Below are 20,421 nucleotides of genomic sequence, written 5' to 3' on the forward strand. Positions count from 1 at the left end.
CCCGCGTGCCGCGCCTGCCGTGCGTGCCGGGGCCCGGCGGACGGCGCTTCCGGCGGTGCGGGTGCCGGTGCCGGTGGTGCCTGGCCGGGCTCGGCCGTGCGGCGCGGTCCTCGGGGGCGGGTGCCGGTCGGCGCGTCCCCGTGTTCGGCGGTCCACTCGGCCGCCTCCGCGTGGGCCACCGGGTCCAGCGGAAGTCCGGCGGCCAGGGCGAGCGCGGCCAACGGGCCCGCGTCGTAGGGGTCGCCGGGCAGTCGGCGCACCTCCGCGAACAGCTGGGGCCGGCCCGCCAGCCAGATCAGCGCCGCGGTCCGTGCCCACGGGCCGGCGGACGCGCCCGAGTCGGCCGGTGTGACGGGCTCGCGCGCGGGGTCGAGGATCCGGTGGCGCTGCTCCCGCCCGGCGAGCGCGGCGAGTTCCGCCTCCCCGCCGGGGCGTACGCCGATCAGCTGCTGCGGGGCGAGGTCGGGCCGCCGCGTGTAGGTGGTGAAGGTGAGCCATTGCCCCCGCTGGTGCGGCAGCACGCTGCACGCCAGCATGACCCAGCGGGCCACGTCCTGGCTGTCCCGCTCCACGAGCACGATCCGCGGGGCCTCGGGGTCCTTCCCGAGCCGCCGCACGTCGGCGAAGAACCCCGCTAGCCGGGCGCCCCGCGCCGCGACGAACGCGGCCAGCCCGGGGGCGTCGTGCCGGCCCGGGGCCGGCACCTTCGCGAGCGGTGGGGGCGGGCCGCCGGGAGGGGTCCGCGAGGCCCACTGCGGGGAGTTCCAGGCCGTGATCGGCAGGGCGCCCTGGGCCGCCCCGGACCCGGCCGCCCCGGGCAGGTGCACGGCGTGCGCGTGGAAGGGAAGGCCCTCCCCGGGGCCCGCCGGGCCGCTGCCGGTACCCGGGCCGGGCCCGCCCGTGCACGCCGCGCGGGCCAGCAGCCGGCTCCCGTCGGAGAGGACGCTCAGGCTCAGTGCCACCGGGAGCGCGGCCAGTTGCTCCTCCGTCGGGTGCGCCGGGGCGTCGTCGGGCGACTCGTAACCGATCAACCGCCCGGCCTCGCGGAGCAGCGCGGCGGGCACGCCGGGGGTGACGGAGGTGAAGCGCGGACCGGAACCCTCCGGTCCGGGCGCTGCCGAGGCGTAGTGGAGCTGCGCGAGGTTCATGCGTTCCCCTCCGACCGACCGGCCGCCCCGTCGGGTATCCACGCCCGCCCGCCCCGGGGCGCCGCCCGTCGGGCCGGCCCGTACCGGGGTCCCGCATCGGGACCGAACCGGCGCGTCGCCGTCGGCCTCCCGAACTCCCTCACATCCAAGGGCTGTTGCCCCGCCCCGTGTGCCCCGTAGCGTTCCACCGGTGCGGCGGGCGGGCGGTCGGAGGGTGTGTCGGGCCGGGCCAGGGCGTGCCCGCACTCGGTCCCCGCCATACGTCTGCGCCCCCCGTGCGGTGTGTGAAGGTCATTCCAGCAGATGCGGGGGCCGTGCGGGAGCCATTTCCCGGGGCTTTCCGTTCGCCCGCTGTACGGCCCGACGTCAGACGGGGATCTCCGTCCGGTACCCCGGGGCCGCTGTCCTTGGGGCGCCCCTCGACTCCCCCCTCCTCACCTCCAGAGGTCGTCACCCATGGCTGAACTCAACCGACGCAGGTTCCTCCAGATCGCCGGCGGGACCGCCGCCGTCGCGATGCTGAACGAGAGCATCGCGCGCGCCGCCGCGATCCCGGCCGCGCAGGGCGGAACCGGGACCATCCAGGACATCGAGCACGTCGTCGTCCTCATGCAGGAGAACCGGTCCTTCGACCACTACTTCGGGGCCATGAAGGGCGTCCGCGGCTTCGGGGACCCGCGTCCCGTGCTCCAGGACAACGGGAAGTCGGTCTTCCACCAGTCGAACGGGACGAAGGACATCCTGCCCTTCCACCCGCAGATCGAGGACCTCGGGATGCAGTTCCTGGAGGGCCTGAACCACGACTGGGCCGGTGGCCACCAGGCCTACAACAACGGCAAGTACGACAAGTGGATCCCGGCGAAGACGGCCACGACCATGTCGTACATGACGCGGAACGACATCCCGTTCCACTACGCCCTCGCCGACGCGTTCACCGTCTGCGACGCCTACCACTGCTCGTTCATCGGCGCGACGGACCCCAACCGCTACTACCTGTGGACGGGGCACACGGGCAACGACGGCACCGGCGGCGGCCCGGTCCTCGGCAACCAGGAGCTGGGGTACGGCTGGAAGACCTACCCTGAGCGCCTGGAATCGGCCGGAGTGTCCTGGAAGGTCTACCAGGACATCGGCGACGGCCTGAACGCGGCGGGCCACTGGGGCTGGATCAACGACGCCTTCCGCGGCAACTACGGCGACAACTCGCTGCTGTACTTCAACACGTACCGCAACGCCCAGCCCGGCAGCCCCCTGTACGAGAAGGCGCGTACGGGTACGAACGCCGCCGCGGGCGAGGGCTACTTCGACCGGCTGCGCGCGGACGTGGTGAACGGCACCCTGCCGCAGGTCTCGTGGATCGCCGCACCCGAGGCGTTCAGCGAACACTCCAACTGGCCGACGAACTTCGGCGCCTGGTACATCTCGCAGGTGCTGGACGCGCTGACCGCGAACCCGGCCGTCTGGGCGAAGACCGCCCTCTTCATCACCTACGACGAGAACGACGGCTTCTTCGACCACGTCGTCCCGCCGTACCCGCCCACCTCCTCGGCGTGGGGCCTGTCCACGGCGGACGTCACCCGCGACCTGTACGCCGGCGGTGGCGGCTACGCGGCGGGCCCCTACGGCCTCGGCCCGCGCGTCCCGATGATCGTGGTCTCGCCCTGGAGCAAGGGCGGCTACGTCTGCTCCGAGACCTTCGACCACACCTCGGTGATCCGCTTCATGGAGAAGCGGTTCGGGGTGCAGGAGCCGAACATCTCGCCGTGGCGCCGGGCCGTGTGCGGTGACCTGACCTCGGCGTTCGACTTCACCCGGGCGGACTCCGCGCCCGCGGCGCTGCCCTCCACGGCCGGGTACGTACCGCCGGACAAGGACCGTCACCCGTCCTACCACCCGACCCCGCCGGCGACCGGCGCGCTGCCGAAGCAGGAGGCGGGAGGAAAGCCGACCCGGGCCCTGGGCTACAGCCCGTACGTGGACGGCAGGGCCACCGTCTCCACCGGCAAGTTCACGCTGACCTTCGCCTCCGGACCCTCGCTGGGCGCCCACTTCCACAGCACCTCGGGCAACCGGACCGACGGCCCTTGGCCCTACACGGTGGAGGCCGGCAAGACCCTGTCCGACACCTGGAGCACCAGCGCCTCCACCGGCAACCGGATCGACCTCACGGTGTGGGGTCCCAACGGTTTCCTGCGCACCTGGAAGGGCCCGGCGAAGAAGGCCGGCCCGGAGGTGACGGCCCGCCACGCGGGCGCGACCGGCAACCTGGCCCTGACCCTGACGAACGGGGGCACGGCCGCGGTGAACCTCACGGTCACCAACGCTTACGGCGGCGCCGCCCAGACCTTCAAGGTCAACGCGGGGGCGAGCGTCTCCCACACGGTGGACCTGCGCACCACGGGCCGCTGGTACGACGTGACGGTCGTCTCGGACGCCGACGCGACGTACCTGCGCCGGTTCGCCGGCCACGTGGAGACGGGCGCCCCCGGCGTCTCCGACCCGGCGATCAAGACCGTCTGACCCGCCGGACGGGGGCCCCGCCGGCGGGCGGGGCCCCCGTCCGGACGCCGGCGGTCGGGCGCGGCGGGGCGAACCGGCCATGCGGTGTGACGGCGGGCCGGATGGGCAGAGGTACCGCGTCGCTTTCTTCGCCCGTCACCGAAGGGGAACGCATGGCCATCGCCCACCGCAGGATCGGCACCGGACCCGTCCGCGTCATCGTGCTGCACGACTGGTTCGGCACCTCCGCGAACTGGGGCTCCGTACTGGACCACCTGGACCCGGACGGCTTCTCGTACGCCTTCCTCGACTACCGCGGCTACGGCGAGCGGCGGGACGTCCCCGGCCGCTACAGCCTGCCCGAGATCGCCGACGACGTCCTGGAACTGGCCGACCAGCTGGGCTGGGACACGTTCTCCCTGCTCGGGCACTCCATGGGCGCCAAGGCCGCCCAGCAGGTGCTCGTCCGGACTCCCGAGCGGATCGAGAAGCTGATCGGTACGGCCCCCGTCCCGGCCGGTCCATACGCCATGGACGACCGGACCCACGCCCTCTTCCACGGCGCCGCCGAGGACCCCGACAAGCGCCTCGCCATCCTCGACCTGGTCACCGGCCACCGGGCGAGCCGGTACTGGCTGGACCGGATGGTCGCCCACTCGCTCGCGGTCTCCCGCACCGAGGCCTTCGCCGGGTACCTCGCGAGCTGGCAGCCGCTCGACCTGTCCTCGGCGGTCAAGGGCAGCACGGTGCCGGTGCTGGTCCTGGTGGGGGAGTACGACCTGGCGCTGACCGCCGACGTGATGCGCGCCACGTGGCAGGCCTGGTACTCGAACTGCCGCGTCGTCACGGTCCCGGGCTCCGGCCACTACCCGCCGCACGAGACCCCGGTCGCCTTCGCCACCGACGTGGAGGCCTTCCTGCGCGGCTAGCCGGAACGCGAAAAAACCCGTGGGGTACGAGGAAACCTCGTACCCCACGGGATCGAAAAGGGTGAGTGACGGGACTTGAACCCGCGGCCACCTGGACCACAACCAGGTGCTCTACCAACTGAGCTACACCCACCACGAAGGGTGGTGGAACCACCCGTTCGATGTGCAAGCACAGCATAGCCGATCAGAGGGGTGGTCCCGCGACGCGTTATCCGGCGGGGAACCCCTCCTCGCGGCGGGCGGCCCGCTCCACCGCGGCCGCGGCGAAGGCGCGCACGATCGGGTGCGGCCGGGTGCCGTCGCCGGAGAGTTCCGGCTGGAACAGCGTCGCGAGGAAGAAGGGGTGCCCCGGCAGCTCGGCGACGCGGACCTGCCCGTCCTCGTCGTGCCCCGACAGCCGCAGCCCGCGCGCGGCGAGCGCGGGCAGGTGCCGCGGCGCCGGACCGTAGTCGCAGTGGTAGCGCTCCATCGTGCGCTCGGCGCCCAGCGCGGACTCGGCGAGCGAGCCGGGCTCGGCCCGGACGAGCCCCTCGTGCCCGACGAGGGAGCAGGCGAGCGGCGCGATCAGCGGGTCGCCGGCCCCGGGGTCGTTCTCGGCGTGCGCCGCGTCGGGCAGCCCGCAGACGTTGCGGGCGTACTCCAGCAGCGCGTGCTGGAAGCCGCCGCAGGTGCCGAGGAAGGGGATGCCCTCCTCCCGCGCCACCCGGATCGCGGCGAGTGCCCCGGCCTCGTCGGCGTACGGACTGCCGGGCAGCACCCACACCGCGTCGAACCGCGCCAGGGTGCCCGCGGCCGCCGCGGCCCCGGCGTCGGCGGTGGGGATCCAGTAGGCGTCGAGGACGATCCCGTCGCGCGCGGCCAGCGAATCCAGCAGGACGGGGACGCGGGCGTGGGAGGTGACGTGCGGGGAGCGGTCGCCGACGAGGGCGATCCGGGCGATCCGGGCGATCGGAGCGGTGTTCATGACGATCATCCTGGGACCCGGAGTCGTTCAGCACCAACGATTGTTCCTGCACCATCGATAAGCAACCCTGATGTCGATGGCAGGCTGTGCGACATGGACCCGCACCTGCTCCGCACCTTCGTCGCCGTGACCCGCCTCGCCTCCTTCTCGGCCGCCGCCCGCGAGCTGGGCTACACCCAGTCCGCCGTCTCCCAGCACATCGCCGCGCTGGAGGCCGACCTGCGCACCGAGCTGCTCACCCGCAGGCCCGTCGCGCCGACCCCGGCCGGGGAGCGGCTGCTGGAGCACGCCGGGCCGCTGCTGCTGCGCCTCGACGCGGCCCGCGCCGACGTCCTGAGGCTGGCCGCGGCGCCGCCCGGCCGGGTCACCCTCGCCGCCTCCCCGCTGGCCGTCGGGCCCGCGCTGCTCGCGGTCCTGCCCGCCACCGGGGTCACCCTGCGCGTGCTGCCCCCGGACGAGGTGCCCGCCGCCGTCGCCACCGGCGGCTGCGACCTCGGGCTCGTCGACGGCCTGGCCGCCCCGAGCGACCCGCTGCGGCTGCCCGACGTGGCCCCGCTCGCCGTCACCGGGATCGGCGAGGAGGAACTGGCCGTGCTGCTGCCCACCGGGCACCCGCTCGCCCGCCGGGCCGCCGTCCGGCTGGACGACCTCGCCGACGCGCGCTGGCTGGACGCCCCCGGGGTGGGCCGCCCGCTCACCGGCGCCCGGGGCTCCGTCCGCTACGAGGGCACCGACCTGCTCGCCCTCTGCGCCCTCGCCGCCGCCGGGCACGGCCTCGTCCTGCTGCCGCCGCGGATCGCCGGGGCCGCCGGGGCGGGGGTCTGCGTACCGCTGTCCGCGCCGCGCCTGGTGCACCGTACGGAACTGCTCGCGCCGAGGGGCGTGACGGGCGCGGCCGCCGCCCTCGCGGCCCGACTCACGGCGGGATCCCGGGACGGTCGCTGAGCGCGCCCACCGGCCGGCCCCGCACGAGAGGGCCACTGCCGCCGGCGGCCCCGTCAGGGCCCCAGGATCACCGCCGACTCGCCCGGGACGTGGATCCGCCCGTCCGGCCCCGGGTGCTCGGCCGGCTCCCAGGAGGCCAGGACCCGTACGCCGTTGCGGCCCAGCGCGATCGTCACCGGCTCCGGGGCGAGGTTCACCGCGACGCGGACCTCGCCCCGCCGGAACGTCAGCCAGCGGCGCTCCTCGTCGTGCGCGACGCGGACCGCCGCGAGGTCCGGGTCGCGCAGGTCCGGCTGGGTGCGGCGCAGCGCGACCAGGGTCCGGTACCAGGCCAGCAGCCGGGCGTTCGCGGCCCGTTCGGGTTCCGCCCAGTCCAGGCAGGACCGGTCCCGGGTCGCCGGGTCCTGCGGGTCGGGGATCTCCTCCGCCTTCCAGCCGTGCGCGGCGAACTCCCGCCGCCGCCCGCTCCGTACCGCCTCCGCGAGCTCCGGATCGGGGTGGTCGGTGAAGTACTGCCAGGGCGTGCCGGCCCCCCACTCCTCGCCCATGAACAGCATCGGGACGAACGGCCCGGTCAGCGCGACCGTCGCCGCGCAGGCCAGAAGGCCGGGGGAGAGCGAGGCGGAGAGCCGGTCGCCCAGCGCCCGGTTGCCGATCTGGTCGTGGGTCTGGGTGTAGCCGACGAACCGGTGCGCGGGGGTGCGCCGGCGGTCCACCAGGTGGCCGTGGGTCCGGCCCCGGAAGGAGGACCAGGTCCCGTCGTGGAAGAAGGCCCGGGTCAGGGTCTTGGCGAGGGCGCCGAGCGGAGCCTCGGCGAAATCGGCGTAGTAGCCCTGCGATTCGCCGGTCAGCGTGCAGTGCAGGGCGTGGTGGAAGTCGTCGTTCCACTGCCCGTGCAGGCCCAGCCCGCCCTGGGCGCGGGGGGCCGTGGTGCGCGGGTCGCACCGGTCGGACTCGGCGATCAGGAACAGCGGACGGGCGGTCTCCGCCGCGAGTTCGTCGACCGCCGCGCCGAGTTCCTCCAGGAACGTCAGGGCCCGCCCGTCGACCAGGGCGTGCACCGCGTCCAGCCGCAGTCCGTCGATCCGGTAGTCCCGCAGCCAGGCCAGCGCGCTGCCCAGGAGGTAGGCGCGGACCTCGTCGGAGCCCGGCGCGTCCAGGTTCACCGCCGAGCCCCACGGGGTGTGGTGGGTGTCGGTGAAGTACGGCCCGAAGGCGGGGAGGTGGTTGCCGGAGGGGCCCAGGTGGTTGTGGACCACGTCCAGGACCACGCCCAGCCCGGCCGCGTGCGCGGCCTCCACGAACCGGGCCAGCCCGGCCGGGCCGCCGTACGGCTCGTGCACGGCCCAGGGCGCCACCCCGTCGTACCCCCAGCCGTGTCGGCCGGGGAAGGAGCAGACCGGCATCAGCTCGACGTGCGTCACGCCCAGCGCGGTGAGGTGCCCCAGCCGGGCCGCGGCCGCGTCGAAGGTGCCCTCGGGGGTGAACGTCCCCACGTGCAGCTCGTACAGGACCGCGTCCTGGAGCGGGGTGCGGGGGGCCGGGCCCCGTGGGGTGAGCGGCTCGAAGTCCACGACCGCGGACAGGCCGTCGGGCCCGTCGGGCAGCCGCCGGCCGCGCGGGTCGGGACGGACCACCGGGTCGTCCCCCAGCAGGAACCCGTACCGGTCGCCGTCGGCGGCCGGGGCGTCCAGGATCCACCAGCCGGCGCGGCCGGGATCCGGGTCCGGTGTCATCTCGTGGGCGGTGTCGTTCAGTCGCATGGCGACCCGACCTGTCAGCGGTGCCCATACCTCGAACTGCACGGACGGTCCCCTCGTCTCCGGCGGTGTCCAGCATGCGTATCGTGCCCATCATTCCGGGCCTTCCGGAGGACTTCTGGACACTCCGCACCCGACGGGCCGACAATCACCCTGTGACATCGAGTTTCGAGTTCCCCTCCTTCCCCGCGCCGCGGCTCTCCGACGCCGAGCGCGACCGGGCGCTGGGCCAGCTCAGAGAGGGCGCGGCGCTCGGCAGGCTCTCGCACGACACCTTCCTGCGTCGGATGGAACTCGCGCTGACCGCCCGCCGCGCCGAGGACCTCGCGGTCCTCACCGCCGACCTCCAGACCCGTGAGGCGGCCGAAGCCCCCTGGAGCCGTCGGCTGTTCGGTTGGGTGGGCCGCGCGTCCGCCGTGTCCGTCGGGGTCCGCCGCGCCTGGCAGGTGGAACGGTTGCCCCGGCTGCTGTTGCCGCACCCGGGCGCCGGGCCGCTGCGGATCGGCCGCGACCCGGGCAACGGCCTGCGGCTCACCCACGACACCGTCTCGCGGGCGCACGCCGAGCTGAGCATGCGCGACGGCCAGTGGGTGATCAAGGACCTCGGCTCGACCAACGGCACCACCGTCAACGGCCGTCGGGTGTCCGGCTCCGCGGTGGTCCGGGACGGCGACCAGATCGGCTTCGGCCGGATGGACTTCCGCCTGTCCGCGACCTGACGCCCCCTCGGGACCCGACGGCACGGTGGGCGGCGGTGGGGCGCAGGATGACGGCATGGAAGAACCCACGCCCGCGGTGCGTCCGGCGCGCCCCGACGACCTGCCGCGTCTCGTCGAACTGATCCACGAACACATCGCCTACGACCGCCTCGGCGCGAACGGCCTGCCCAAACGCCGCTACGGCTGGCCGGTTTAGCCGGCGCATGCCCCGGCGACGGCCCCCGGACCGGCCCCCGCCGACCGGGGCGGGGGCGGCGGGGCCGGACGGCCTACACCCGCTCGGCGCACGAGGCGTGCGCGAGCCGTTCGTACGTGGCCAGGACCGTCCGGCACTGGTGTTCCACCTGGGTGGCCACGGGGACCCGGCGGGCCTGGAAGCGGGCCGAGAACTCCTCGCACCAGCCGGTCACGAGCCGGTCCAGGGCCGGGGCGGCCGGGTGGCCCTGGCCGCGCAGGACCCGCAGGAGCATCGCGGCGGCGCGCAGCGACAGCCGCCGCCCGAAGGCGTCGATGCTGCCGATGGCGGCCGCCGTGGCATCGACGGGAGCGCCGGGCCCGGTCCACTCGGTGGTGATCCGGGGGATCAGGGCGAGCGTCCAGTCGACGGCGCGCAGGAGTGCGGCGGACGCGGGGTCGGCGCCCCCGACCGTGTCCCGCGGTCCGGCCACGCGCGCGGCGTCCTCGGTGAGCCGGGCCGCGAGCACGCGCAGGGCCCGCCGGGGGTCCGGGTGCGGGGCCGGATCGTCCACCAGGTCGGACGCCCACATGGGGACCTCGACGATCGCGGTGGTCCCGTGGTGGCGGTGGACGCGGTACCAGGTGCTGAGCCGGGTGTCCTCGGGGTGGAAGGCCCCGCCGGGGCCGGCCCCCGGCTCCGGCATCACGAAGATCCCCGGCCCGGGGGAGGGCCACCCGGCGGCGTCGGAGGCCCCCGTCTCGACCGGGATCCGGAGTTCGGCGGCCGACCTCCCGAACGGCTCGGCCAGCCCCGGTATGTCCCGGGTGAGCTGCACCCAGGACCCGCCGAGGTCCGTGCCGTGCAGGGAGACCTGGAGGACGGGGCGCAACTCGTCGATGAGGGCGGTCAGCGCGAGCGTCTCGGGCGGCAGTCGGTCCGGGGCGAGTAAGGACGGCGCCCACTCGGGCTGTTCGGGTCCGGGCGGCCGGAAGAAGTTCCGGTGGTAGTCGAGCAGGGAGTGGGGGCGGGGCGTGCGGTGCAGTTCCGCCCCGTCCGGGTCGGCGCAGAGCAGGAAGTGCCAGCCCGCCCCGGCGCCGAGGGCGGGGTCCCCGATGATCCGACGGGCGAGGGACATGGCCGTCGCCCCGCCGACGGGCTCGTTGGCGTGGGCCCCGGCGACGACGAGGACGTCGCGGTCGCTGTCCCCGGGGTCGACGGAGAGCAGCCAGAGGGGCGCCCCCGCCCGGGAGGTGCCGACCCTGCGGAGCCGGACCCGGGCGGGATGTTCGTCCGCCAGCGCGCGGGCGGCCAGGGCGAGTTCGTGAGGTGTGGGGTAGCGCGTTTCACGGAGGAGGGTCACATGGGATGCCATGCCCGCCACGCACGCCCCCTACTGCTCCCCGCTTCTCCGAATCCCCTCCGAAAACCCCTGGCCAACGCCTTGCGCGCCCCGTCCCGACCCGCCCCCGCCGGGCCGGGAACCGCCCTCCGCCCGCCCTGGGGCCTGTCGTCGTACTCCCGTCCGCCTCCGGGTGACGACGGGAGTACGACGACAGGCCCTACCCGGCGCCCCCGCCCGTCCCCGCGTCCGTGCGGATCAGCGCCAGCGCCGGGCGGCGGGCCAGGAGGCCGGCCAGGTCGACGACGCCCTCGTACGAGGTGTCCGGCGCGCCGGGGCCACATTCCGGGACCACCGCCCAGCGGCCCGGCGGCAGGGCCAGGGTGGTGCCCCGCCAGCCGCCCGCGCCGGCCAGCCGGTGCGAGAGGCGGGTGGCCACCGCGACGAGCCCGCCCGTACGGGTGAAGGCGACGCAGTGCTCCGCCGCCGGCCCCCGGGCCTCCAGCGGGGCGTACCCGGTGAACAGGGCGGGCCGGTCGCGGCGCAGCCGCAACAGGGCCGCGGTCAGGGCCAGCTTCTCCTGCGACACGCCGTCGGGGTCCGCGCCCGCGTCCAGCGCGGCCAGCTCCTGGCGGGCGAAGTGCGCCGGGCGCCGGTTGTCCGGGTCGACCAGGGCCCGGTACTCGCTCTCCGCGCCCTGGTACACCTCGGGCACCCCGGGCATCGTCAGGTGCAGCAGGGTCATGCCGAGCAGGCCCGCCCGGGCCGCGTCCGCCAGCTCGGCGGGGAGCCCGTCCGCGCCGTCCGGGACCGATGCCGGGACGCCCGCCTCGTACGCCTCGTCGGGATCGGTCCACGAGGTGCGCAGCCCCGCTTCCCGGGCTGCCTTCAGCAGGGCCGCCGCCAGCCGCTCCGCCCGCTCGGGCACGTCGCCGAGCCCCAGCGCGCTCTGCCGGGCGACCCAGGCGAGCTGGGGGTCGCCCGCGCGCGGCCCCGGCTCGGCCATCAGCTCCGGCGCCTGGGACAGCACCGCGATCCGGGCCCGGACGTCCGCGCTGCGCTTCGTGTCGTGCGTGGACAGCACGGTCCCCGAGGCGGGCCAGTCCCGCTCCAGGGCGGCGCAGTACGCGTGGAACTCCCCGAGCGGCACGGCGGGCGCGCTCGGCTCCCCGCCGACCTCGGTGGCCGACAGCAGCGGGGCCCAGCGGTAGAAGGCCCGGTCCTCCAGGGACTTGGCGCGCAGCGCCGCCGAGGTCTGGGCGAACCGGGCCGCGAAGGCCGGATCCCGCAGCAGGAGGTCCCGCACGCCGTCCACCGCCGGCCCGCCGGCCCGCCCGGCGGCCTCCGCCAGGGCCCGCGGGTCGGGCCCCGGCCCGTCGGGGTAGGGGCGGTAGACCGGGTAGGCGATGAGCAGTTCCCGTACGGCGGGGGCCGCGGCGGGGCCGGCCCGGTGCTCCAGGAGGGCCAGTTCGGCGGCCAGGTCCACGGTCAGGACCTCCCGCGACGCGGCCGCGGCGGTCTCCTCCCAGGAGGGCAGGCCGGTGGCGCGCCCGTACGCGCGGGCCAGCTCGGCCGCGCCGGCCGGATCGGTGAAGAGCCCGTCGATCCGGTGCAGCGCGTCGTACCCGGTGGTGCCCGCCACCGGCCAGGCCGACGGGAGCCGTTCGTCGCGGGCCAGGATCTTCTCCACCACCACCCAGCAGCCGTCGCCGGCGGCGGCCCGCAGCCGGCGCAGGTACTGCCCGGGGTCGGCCAGGCCGTCCACGTGGTCGATGCGCAGGCCCTGCACCACCCCGTCCCGCACCAGCTCCAGCACCTTCGCGTGGGTGGCGGCGAAGACGGCCGGGTCCTCGACACGGACCCCGATCAGGTCCGAAATGGTGAAGAAGCGCCGGTAGTTGAGGCCGGTCCGAGCCTCGCGCCACCACGCCGGCCGGTACCACTGGGCGGCCAGTAGCTCCGGCAGCGGCAATCCGGCCGTGCCCGCCCGCAGCGGGAACTCCTGCTCCCCGAGGCGCAGTACGTCCCCGCCGACCCGGACGTCGTAGGTGTCCGCGGGCTCGCCGAGCACCGGCAGCAGCAGTTGCCCGCCGCCCGCCGCCCAGTCGATGTCGAACCAGCGCGCGTACGGGGAGTGCGGCCCCTCCCGCAGCACCTCCCACAGCGCCCGGTTCAGCCTCAGCGGCGACGGCACCGCCATGTGGTTCGGCACGATGTCCAGGACCAGGCCGAGCCCGTGGGCGCGGGCCGTCGCGGCCAGGGCCCGCAGGCCCGGCTCGCCGCCGAGCTCCGCCCGGACCCGGGCGTGGTCGGTGACGTCGTACCCGTGCGAGGAGCCGGGCGCCGCCTCCAGGACGGGGGAGAGGTGCAGGTGCGACACGCCGAGCGCGGCGAGGTACGGTACGACCGCCCCGGCCGCCTCGAACGGGAACTCCGGGCACAGCTGGAGGCGGTAGGTCGACGCTGGAGTGACAGGTTTCGGAACATCAGATTCCGTTTGCTTGCTGTGCTGCGGCAGGCTCATGAGAACGTACGTACCCAGCCTGCCGGATTCCGTGCCATTACCCAATGCATCCGGGTGACTGCGTCGGGTTAGCGTTGATCAAGTGGTTGGAACCGTCAACACCTATCGAAACGTCATCGCCCTGACCGGGCCCCTACTCCCCCTCGTCTCGTTCTTCGCCCGACTGCCCGTCGCGATGTCCCAGTTCGGGAGCGTCCTGCTGGTCGCCCAGACCAGCGGCTCCCTCGCCACCGCCGGCATCGTCGGAGGCACCCTCTCCGCGGGCCAGGTGGTCTTCGGTCCCGTCCTCGGACGGCTCGCCGACCGCCACGGGCAGCGGCCCGTCGTCCTGACCGCGGCGGCCGTCAACGCCGTCGCCACCGCCGCCCTCGTCGCGGGGGCCCTCGGCGGCCTCGCGACCGTCCCGCTCGCCGCGATCGGCGCGGTCACGGGCGCCTCCGTACCGCTGATCGGACCGCTCGCCCGGACCCGCTCCGTCGCCCTCGCCCACCGGGCCAAGTCCGACGAGGGCGTCATCGGCGCCGTCCACTCCCTCGAAGGCACCCTCGACGAGGTCTCCTTCGTCCTCGGCCCGGCCCTCGTGGGACTCGCCGCGCTCGTCGCGCACCCCGCCGTCGCCCTCGCCGGCGCGGCCGGACTCGTCGTCGTCTTCGGCACCGCCTACGCCCTGCACCCGACCGCCGCCGTCACACCGAGGTCCCCCGCACGGCCGAAGGCGGAGTCGGGCGGCCGGAGCCGTCACCCCCGCGTCGTCCACGCCGTCCGCGGCTCCCTCGCGCTCCAGGGCGCCATGTTCGGCGCCTGTCAGGCCGGAATCGCCTCGCTGACCGCCCAGTTGGGCGTCCCGGGGCAGGCCGGGATCGTGTACGCCGCCATGGGCGTCGTCAGTGCCTTCGTCGGCCTCGCCCTGGGCGCGCTGCCCGCCCGCTTCGGGCTGCGGCTGCGCTGGCGGGTGGCCACCGCCGCCGCGCTCGTACTGTCGGTGCCACTGCTGTTCACCGACGCCCTGTGGCCGCTCTACGCGGTCGTCACCGTCCTCGGCGCCGCCTACGCCCCCCACCTGATCACCGCGTTCGCGCTCACCGAGCGGGTCGTCGAACCCGCCCGGCTCGCCGAGGCCATGGCCTACGCCGCGAGCTCGCTGGTCGCCGGGCAGGCAGCCGCCCTCGCCGTCTCCGGGCGGCTCGCCGAGTGGTACGGGCCGTCGGGGGCGTTCGCCGTGGCGGTCGGGGCGGCCGCCCTCTGTCTGACCCTGGCGCTCGTCACCCGCGTCCCGTCCGCCCGTACCCACGCCAAGCCCTTCATCCCGGCCCAGCGGAGCACCTCCCCGGCCGTCGGGGAGGGCAGCACCTCCTACGCCGGGCGCTGAAGCACCACCAGACACCGTCCTGTCAGCGCCACCCGGTCCCCGGCCGCGTACTGCGGCCCGGTGCCGGGTGGCAGCACGTCCGCCCGCGCCGTGTTCACCACCAGGTGCCAGCGCGCGCCGTGCCCGGCCGGGATCGTGAAGTCCTGATGCTCCGCGCCGGCGTTGAACATCAGCAGGAACGAGTCGTCGGTGATCCGCTCCCCGCGGGTGCCCGGCTCCGAGATCGCCTCCCCGTTGAGGAACACGGTCAGCGCCCGCGCGCTCTGCGCCTGCCAGTCCCGGGCCCGCATCTCCTCGCCGTGCGGGGTGAACCAGGCGATGTCGGAGAGCTCGTCGTGCGTGCCCTCGACCGGCCGGCCGTGGAAGAACCGGCGCCGCCGGAACACCGGGTGGTCACGGCGCAACCAGACCATCCGCCGGGTGAACTCCAGCAGGGCGGGCGGCTCCTTGCCCGGCTCCGGCCAGGCCACCCACGCGACCTCGTTGTCCTGGCAGTAGGCGTTGTTGTTGCCGCCCTGCGTCCGGGCGAACTCGTCGCCGTGGCTGAGCATCGGCACGCCCTGCGAAAGCATCAGGGTGGCGGTGAAGTTGCGCATCTGGCGCTCGCGGAGCTCCCGGACCTCGAGGTCCTCCGTCGGCCCCTCGACGCCGCAGTTCCACGAACGGTTGTGGGTCTCCCCGTCCCGATTGCCCTCCCGATTGTCCTCGTTGTGCTTCTCGTCGTAGGAGACGAGGTCGTGCAGGGTGAAACCGTCGTGGCAGGTCGTGAAGTTGATCGAGGCCAACGGCCTTCGGCCGTCGTCCTGGTAGAGGTCCGAGGAGCCCGTGAGTCGGCCCGCGAACTCCGCCAGCGTCCGCGGCTGCCCCCGCCACAAGTCCCGTACGGTGTCCCGGTACTTGCCGTTCCACTCGGTCCACAGCGGCGGGAAGTTGCCCACCTGGTAGCCGCCCTCGCCCAGGTCCCACGGCTCGGCGATCAACTTGACCTGGCTCACCACCGGGTCCTGCTGCACCAGGTCGAAGAACGAGGACAGCCGGTCCACCTCGTGGAACTGCCGCGCCAGCGTGGCCGCCAGGTCGAAGCGGAAGCCGTCCACGTGCATCTCGGTCACCCAGTACCGCAGCGAATCCATGATCAGCTGGAGCACGTGCGGGGACCGCATCAGCAGCGAGTTCCCGGTACCGGTGGTGTCCATGTAGTGCCGGGGATCCTCCCCGAGCCGGTAGTACGACGCGTTGTCCAGTCCTCGGAAGGACAACGTCGGACCGAGGTGGTTCCCCTCGGCCGTGTGGTTGTACACCACGTCCAGGATCACCTCGATCCCGGCCTCGTGCAGCGCCCGCACCGCCGACTTGAACTCCAGCACCTGCTGCCCGCGGTCACCCGAGGCGTAGCCGTTGTGCGGGGCGAAGAACCCGATGGTGTTGTAGCCCCAGTAGTTGCTCAGGCCGTCGTTCGCGAGCCGGTGGTCGTTGACGAACTGGTGCACCGGCATCAGCTCCAGCGCCGTGACGCCCAGCTTCGTCAGGTGCCCGATGATCGCGGGGTGCGCCAGCGCCCCGTAGGTGCCCCGCAGCTCCTCCGGGAGGTCCGGGTGCCGCATGGTCAGGCCCTTGACGTGCGCCTCGTACAGCACCGTGTGGTGGTACTCGTGGCGCGGCGGCCGGTCGTTGGCCCAGTCGAAGTACGGGTTCACCACGACCGAACTCATCGTGTGCGGGGCCGAGTCCAGGTCGTTGCGGGAGTCGGGGCGGCCGAAGTGGTAGCCGTACACCTCCTCGCCCCAGTCGACCTTCCCGCTGATGGCGCGCGCGTACGGGTCCAGCAGCAGCTTCGCCGCGTTGCAGCGCTGTCCCCGTTCGGGCTCGTACGGGCCGTGGACCCGGAAGCCGTAGCGCTGGCCCGGCATGATGCCGGGCAGGTAGGCGTGGCGGACGAAGGCGTCCGTCTCGCGCAGCTCGATGGCGGTCTCCGAGCCGTCGTCGGCCAGAAGGCACAGCTCGATGCGGCGCGCTGCCTCGGAGTAGACCGCGAAGTTGGTTCCGGCGCCGTCGTACGTGGCACCGAGGGGATACGCCTGTCCCGGCCAGACTTGCATGGATAACGACTCTTTCCTCGGGGTCGGAGGATGTCCCGGCTGATCCGGCGTGGACCACGTCACTGCCAGATCTTCCCCGAAAGAGGGTCTCCACGCGTGGACTTGGGATGCTCCTACCGGGTGACCCGGAGAGCTGATAGGCGGGTCAACGGACAGTCCGCGCATCACATAATGAGTCAACGGACGGCCGGAGCAAGGAGCATGGGGTCACCCGACGGCCGCTTCGGGCTGCATCGGACCGCGCGCGCGGAGTACCCTTCCGTGATCACTGGAGACGGGCGTCCAGACGCAGAAGGCGGTGCACGGGTGAGCTCGGGAGGTCTGGAGCTGCCCCCTGGTGACGGTGGTCACGAGGGTGGCCCGGCGGATGCCCCAGGAGGGGCCCCCGCGGGGGTGGCGGCCGGGGCGGTGTCGCTTGCCCCGCCGGAGGCCGGGAGCGTACGGGCCGGCGCCGAACTGGACTGGGGGGCCGACGCGTGGAGCGAGGTCCGCATCCGCGCCCAGCGCGCGGGACGCGCCTACATCTGGCTGAACCTGATCGAGCAGCGCCTGCGTTCGGTGGTCGGCGCGGTCCTGCGGCCCGTCTACGAACCGGTGCACGGCGGCGACGACTGGGTGGTCGCGGCCGCCGGGCCCGCCGGGCAGGAGTGGGTGCAGCGGGCCGTCGCCGTGCGCGAGGTCAGCCGCCGCAAGGGGTACCTCCTCGACCCGGCCGACGACAACGTACTGAGCTTCCTGACGTTGCCGCAGCTGCGGGAGCTGATGGTCCAGCACTGGCCCTGCTTCGAGCCCTACTTCGACGACCGGCGGGAGATCGAGCTGGCGCTCGACGAGCTGGAGGTCACCCGGAACGTGGTGTCCCGCAACCGGGCACTGTCGCGACCCGTGCTGGAGCAGGCCGAGCGCGCCTCGGCGCGGCTGCTGGAGGTCCTCGGCGCGGGCGCGGGCAGCCCGGCGGCGGACCGGCTGCCGATCGACGCGGTCGAGGACCTCGTCGGCGACCGGTACGCGGACGTCATCTCCGTCCACCCCGACCGGGTGCGGCTCCAGCGGCAGCTCCCGGCCGAGGACCTCTTCGGCGGCGCGCGGCGGCTGGACGCCATCGGCATAGGCCTGAACCTGCTGGTGCAGAACTTCTCCGGTCGAAGACTCGTCCGGCTCACCGAGGCGGGCTGCCGGGTCCGGCTGCTGTTCCTGAACCCGGCGAGCAGCGCCGTCAAACGCCGCGAGCGGGAGCTGGGACTGCGCAAGGGCGAGCTGAGCCGCTCGGTCGAGATGAACATCCTGCACGTGCGGCGGGTACGGGCGGGCCTGCGGGACCCCTCGCGCTTCGACATCCACGTCTTCGACGAGACCCCGCGCTTCACCGCCTACCTGGTGGAGGGCGAGACCTCGGGCATCGCGGTCGTCCAGTCGTACCTGCGCAGGGCCCGCGGCATGGAGGCCCCGGTGCTGGTGCTGCGCGGTGGTGGCCGCGGCGTACCGAAGGACGCCGACCACGGGCTCTTCACGACCTACCGCGAGGAGTTCGAATCGGTGTGGGAGGACTCCCGCCCGGTCTCGTGACCCGAGGGCCCGGAGGCCCCGGGTCGGATCGGGGCGCGGGCGGGACTCGCACCGGGTGCCGGGGGGCTCCCGGTCCGGGGGCGCACCGGTCACGCCGTACGGGCCCGGCACCCGGCCGTGCCCGGAGCGCGTCACCGCGCCCGCCGGCGCCTCGGCCGAACCCCGGCGGCGGCGGTGTCAGTGGGCCGTGTCAGGCTGAAACCCGTTGACCGGACAAACGGGGGAGGGCGCGTCATGGTGGCGTGGCACGGGGGAGCAGTGGTCGGTTTCGACCTGGGGACGACCGGTACGGAGCCGGGGGAGTCCGGGATCGTGACGGCCGCGGTGATCGAGGTGCGGGCGGGCGCGGCGCACGAGCGGCGCGGACCGGCGGCCCACGCCGGAACGAGGACCGTGTGATGAGCTGGATCAGCGGCCCGTTGGTGGCCTTCGACCTGGAGACCACGGGCACCGACGTCGAGACCGACCGCATCGTCACCGCGGCGGTCGTGCGTCTGGATCCGGACGGAGCCGTCGCGGAGGAACGGACCTGGTTGCTCGATCCGGGGGTGGCGATACCGGAACAGGCGTCGGCGATCCACGGCATCTCGACGGCGCACGCCCGCGAACACGGGGTGTCGGCCGCCTCCGCCATCGAGGAGATCGCGCGGGCCGTCGCCGAGGGGCTGCGTCTGGGGACGCCCCTGGTGGTGATGAACGCACGCTACGACCTGTCCCTGCTGGACCGCGAGTGCCGGCGGCACGGCGTCGAGTCGATCAGCGAGCGGCTGGGCAGTGTGCCTTCTCCCGTCATCGATCCGCTGGTGATCGACAAGCACTTCGACAAGTACCGGAAGGGCAAGCGGGCCCTCCACGCGCTGTGTGCCCACTACGGGGTGTCGCTCGATGACGCGCACGACGCGAGGGCCGATGCCGTGGCCGCCGCCCGAGTGGTGCGACGCGTGGGGGAGCGGCACCAGCCCGTCGGCCTGATGCCACTGGCGGATCTCCATGACCTCCAGGTGCGCGCGGCGGCCGAACAGTCGGTCTCCTTGCAGGCCTATCTGCGGCGCACCGCGGATCCGACGGCAGTCGTCGAGCAGGCCTGGCCGCTGATCCCCCGGAGGCGATGACCGCGCAGGTCAGCGCTCTTCGGGAGCGAGGGCCCGCAGGGCCTTCAGGGACAGCGCGACACGTTCGCGCACCAGGTCGACATCGAGGATCTCCACCGAGATCTCCTGGCCCACGGCGACGACGTCGCAGGGGTGATCGAAGCGGCGCCGGGACAGCTCGGGAATGTCGATCATCGCGGTGAAGCCGCCGATGTCCACGAAGGTCACGCCGGAGTCGGCGATCTCCGTGACCGTGCCGGTGCGGATCCGCCCACGGCGAAGGGTCTTCAAGAAGGCCCAGTTCCGGTCGCTGGGCGTCGGCTCGGTCCGCCACCGGGCGCGCAGGACGCCGTCGCTGTCGGGCAGGACCGCGGTGAACAGCGGGTGGCGTTCGTCGAGAATGATGGACAGGGCCGTGGCGGCACGGGCGCCCGCCACCCGGGCGGCCAGTTCCCCGTACTCGGACTCGTCGACCGTCGTGCTGGAGACGGCCCCGTTCTCGTCCTCCCATACGAACTCCACGGGACCCTCGTCGGGAAGCGAGGCGAGGACGGCGTCGACGTCGGTGGACAGGTCCGGCCATACGGTCAACATGGCGCGGGGGGCGAGCCGGGCGCGTACCGCATCGAGGGTGTCCTCGGTGAGGCGGTGCCAACGGGAGCCGTTGTGGAGGTACCCCTCCTCCAATATCGCAGCCTGCCGCACGGCGACGGACCGGCGCAGGCGGGCCCAGAAGTCGTCGTCGGCGGGCCGCTGCGCGCAGGGCTCGTCGAAGTCCGCGTCGTAGGGCGAGGCTTCCAGCCGCTCCGGGAAGAGGCCGAGGGCCCGGGTGCGGGCCGTGGCGCGCTCGCAGGGCTTGTCAGTGCTGACGTAGACGTCCTGGTCCCACCCGACGTGCACGGCGAACCTGTCCTCCACTTCCAGCCGGCACCAGGCACCGTTGGCGCGGAGCATGCGCCTGACCAGCTCCAGGCCGACGGGGACGGACACCCGCGCACCGTCGTGGTACCCGCTGAGGTCGGGTGGGAAGAGCCCGGCAAGGCCGTGTCCGTCGCTCGCCGGCTCCAGGCCGAAGCGGGCGTGGACGTAGGCGGCGATCTCCGGCTCTCGGATGACCAGATGGTCGATGCCGGTGTCCTCGGCGAAGGCGGCGACCGCCTGCAGATACGCGGCCTCGACCGGTCCGTGGTCGCCGGCCGAGTCCTCGGCGCCGACGTAGCGGCCGTGCTCGTCACGATCTGCGGGGTCGTACTCGGCGATCCGCTGGACGAAAGGCGGCACGTTGCTCCCC

14 protein-coding genes, 1 tRNA gene and 2 pseudogenes are annotated in these 20,421 nt (G+C 74.1%); 9 read left to right on the forward strand and 8 right to left on the reverse strand.

Annotation, left to right across the window (positions count from 1 at the left end; all coding sequences use genetic code 11):
- Positions 1 to 1,148: pseudogene (locus tag NOD94_RS27975) on the reverse strand (GTPase-associated protein 1-related protein); the annotation flags it as partial.
- Between the two features lie 456 nt (positions 1,149 to 1,604).
- Here NOD94_RS27975 and NOD94_RS27980 point away from each other — a divergent pair.
- Together NOD94_RS27980 and NOD94_RS27985 are read left to right on the forward strand one after the other, a co-directional pair.
- Positions 1,605 to 3,668 carry a phospholipase C, phosphocholine-specific gene (locus NOD94_RS27980; RefSeq protein WP_281208903.1) on the forward strand — a complete coding sequence of 688 codons (2,064 nt, stop codon included), beginning with the start codon at positions 1,605 to 1,607 and terminating at the stop codon, positions 3,666 to 3,668.
- Between the two features lie 152 nt (positions 3,669 to 3,820).
- Entirely contained in the window at positions 3,821 to 4,576 is a 756-nt protein-coding gene (locus tag NOD94_RS27985; protein WP_281208904.1) for an alpha/beta hydrolase, read from the forward strand.
- A 60-nt stretch (positions 4,577 to 4,636) separates the two neighbouring features.
- Here NOD94_RS27985 and NOD94_RS27990 read toward each other — a convergent pair.
- Positions 4,637 to 4,709 (reverse strand) — tRNA-His (locus NOD94_RS27990).
- Between the two features lie 75 nt (positions 4,710 to 4,784).
- Positions 4,785 to 5,540, reverse strand: coding sequence for a hypothetical protein (locus tag NOD94_RS27995; protein ID WP_281208905.1), 756 nt, complete (start codon positions 5,538 to 5,540; stop codon positions 4,785 to 4,787).
- Between the two features lie 93 nt (positions 5,541 to 5,633).
- On the opposite strand from NOD94_RS27995, the gene NOD94_RS28000 reads away from it, so the two are divergent.
- On the forward strand, positions 5,634 to 6,485 hold the full coding sequence (locus NOD94_RS28000; protein WP_281208906.1) for a LysR family transcriptional regulator: 852 nt from the start codon (positions 5,634 to 5,636) through the stop codon (positions 6,483 to 6,485).
- 53 nt (positions 6,486 to 6,538) lie between these two features.
- Here NOD94_RS28000 and treZ read toward each other — a convergent pair whose 3' ends face one another.
- Entirely contained in the window at positions 6,539 to 8,290 is a 1,752-nt protein-coding gene (gene treZ, locus NOD94_RS28005; RefSeq protein ID WP_281208907.1) for a malto-oligosyltrehalose trehalohydrolase, read from the reverse strand.
- Positions 8,291 to 8,400: 110 nt separating this feature from the next.
- Here treZ and NOD94_RS28010 point away from each other — a divergent pair, with 110 nt between their 5' ends.
- Positions 8,401 to 8,964, forward strand: coding sequence for a DUF1707 and FHA domain-containing protein (locus NOD94_RS28010; RefSeq protein WP_281208908.1), 564 nt, complete (start codon positions 8,401 to 8,403; stop codon positions 8,962 to 8,964).
- 55 nt (positions 8,965 to 9,019) lie between these two features.
- Positions 9,020 to 9,160 carry a hypothetical protein gene (locus NOD94_RS28015; protein ID WP_281208909.1) on the forward strand — a complete coding sequence of 47 codons (141 nt, stop codon included), beginning with the start codon at positions 9,020 to 9,022 and terminating at the stop codon, positions 9,158 to 9,160.
- A gap of 73 nt (positions 9,161 to 9,233) precedes the next feature.
- On the opposite strand, the gene NOD94_RS28020 is transcribed toward NOD94_RS28015, so the two are convergent.
- Together NOD94_RS28020 and treY are read right to left on the reverse strand one after the other, a co-directional pair.
- On the reverse strand, positions 9,234 to 10,502 hold the full coding sequence (locus NOD94_RS28020) for a M14 family zinc carboxypeptidase (protein ID WP_281208926.1): 1,269 nt from the start codon (positions 10,500 to 10,502) through the stop codon (positions 9,234 to 9,236).
- A gap of 199 nt (positions 10,503 to 10,701) precedes the next feature.
- Positions 10,702 to 13,005: a malto-oligosyltrehalose synthase gene (gene treY / locus NOD94_RS28025; RefSeq protein ID WP_281208910.1), complete on the reverse strand. Its 2,304-nt coding sequence runs from the start codon at positions 13,003 to 13,005 to the stop codon at positions 10,702 to 10,704.
- Between the two features lie 82 nt (positions 13,006 to 13,087).
- Between treY and NOD94_RS28030 the strand changes: the two genes are divergently transcribed.
- Entirely contained in the window at positions 13,088 to 14,374 is a 1,287-nt protein-coding gene (locus NOD94_RS28030) for an MFS transporter (RefSeq protein WP_281208911.1), read from the forward strand.
- On the opposite strand, the gene glgX is transcribed toward NOD94_RS28030, so the two are convergent.
- Positions 14,359 to 16,473, reverse strand: coding sequence for a glycogen debranching protein GlgX (gene glgX / locus NOD94_RS28035; protein WP_281208912.1), 2,115 nt, complete (start codon positions 16,471 to 16,473; stop codon positions 14,359 to 14,361). The genes NOD94_RS28030 and glgX overlap by 16 nt on opposite strands.
- A 306-nt stretch (positions 16,474 to 16,779) precedes the next feature.
- Here glgX and NOD94_RS28040 point away from each other — a divergent pair, with 306 nt between their 5' ends.
- The 3 genes and pseudogenes from NOD94_RS28040 (at position 16,780) to NOD94_RS28050 (ending at position 19,151) form a co-directional block, all read left to right on the forward strand.
- Complete coding sequence (locus tag NOD94_RS28040; protein WP_281208913.1) at positions 16,780 to 18,039, forward strand: SAV2148 family HEPN domain-containing protein; 1,260 nt, start codon at positions 16,780 to 16,782, stop codon at positions 18,037 to 18,039.
- A gap of 234 nt (positions 18,040 to 18,273) precedes the next feature.
- Positions 18,274 to 18,384, forward strand: a pseudogene (locus NOD94_RS28045) (3'-5' exonuclease); the annotation flags it as partial.
- A gap of 53 nt (positions 18,385 to 18,437) precedes the next feature.
- On the forward strand, positions 18,438 to 19,151 hold the full coding sequence (locus NOD94_RS28050) for a 3'-5' exonuclease (protein WP_281208914.1): 714 nt from the start codon (positions 18,438 to 18,440) through the stop codon (positions 19,149 to 19,151).
- Between the two features lie 9 nt (positions 19,152 to 19,160).
- Here the strand turns inward: NOD94_RS28050 and NOD94_RS28055 are convergent, their stop codons facing one another.
- The gene (locus NOD94_RS28055) at positions 19,161 to 20,411 is read right to left on the reverse strand and encodes a S1 RNA-binding domain-containing protein (protein WP_281208915.1); all 1,251 of its coding nucleotides are present in this window, start codon (positions 20,409 to 20,411) and stop codon (positions 19,161 to 19,163) included.
- Between the last annotated feature and the right edge of the window lie 10 nt (positions 20,412 to 20,421).

It is taken from the genome of Streptomyces sp. Isolate_45 (assembly GCF_024721315.2).
Classification (GTDB): domain Bacteria; phylum Actinomycetota; class Actinomycetes; order Streptomycetales; family Streptomycetaceae; genus Streptomyces.